This window comes from Collinsella sp. CLA-ER-H2, from assembly GCF_040092405.1.
In the GTDB taxonomy this organism is placed as follows: domain Bacteria; phylum Actinomycetota; class Coriobacteriia; order Coriobacteriales; family Coriobacteriaceae; genus Collinsella.
This window is the reverse complement of record NZ_JBBNLO010000071.1, coordinates 1-591: the sequence shown is the minus strand read 5'-3', so window position 1 is coordinate 591 and position 591 is coordinate 1. Positions and strand designations below refer to the sequence as shown.

Below are 591 nucleotides of genomic sequence, written 5' to 3'. Positions count from 1 at the left end.
ACTGGAGGTTCGCATGTACAGCAGGGAGAAGGTCGAGCTCTTCCTCCTGGCGACGGAGGACGGCATGGGGCCGACCGCCGCCGCGAAGTTCGCGGGGGTCTCGGTGGGCGCGGCCAAGAAGTGGGCGACGGGGCACCTCCCGCACAGCTACACCGGGGCGCGCTGTAGAATCGGGGCGAGGAAACCGCCACGGAAGGAGGCCAGCTTGGGCCCCGACAAGTCGATCTACGCCCCGCCGGCGACCGGCCCGCTCGCCGGGCTCAACGAGGACCAGATAGAGAACCTGCTGCTCAGGGCGGTGTTGGCCGACCTAAAAGCGGAAGGGTGGGACCCGGCTTCGATCTCGAACAGGAGCAAGTGCGAGCTCGGCGAGAGATTGAGGCGGGCGACCGCCCTGCCCCTCCGCTCGATCACAGGTTTCTTGAGGATATCGAAGAGCTCCTATGAGTACTGGAGGCCCCGCGTCGCCGCGCCGCGCGACCGCGACGCCGACATACGCGACCGCGTGGTGCGCATCTTCCGCGAGGGCTCGGGGTGCTGGGGGTACCGCACCGTCTGGGCGCGCCTGCGCCGCGAGGGCGTCCGGGCCAG

At 69.5% G+C, this 591-nt stretch carries 1 pseudogene; it reads left to right on the top strand.

Annotation, left to right across the window (positions count from 1 at the left end):
• Positions 1-13: 13 nt before the first annotated feature.
• Positions 14-591: pseudogene (locus AAAX59_RS09685) on the top strand (hypothetical protein); the annotation flags it as partial.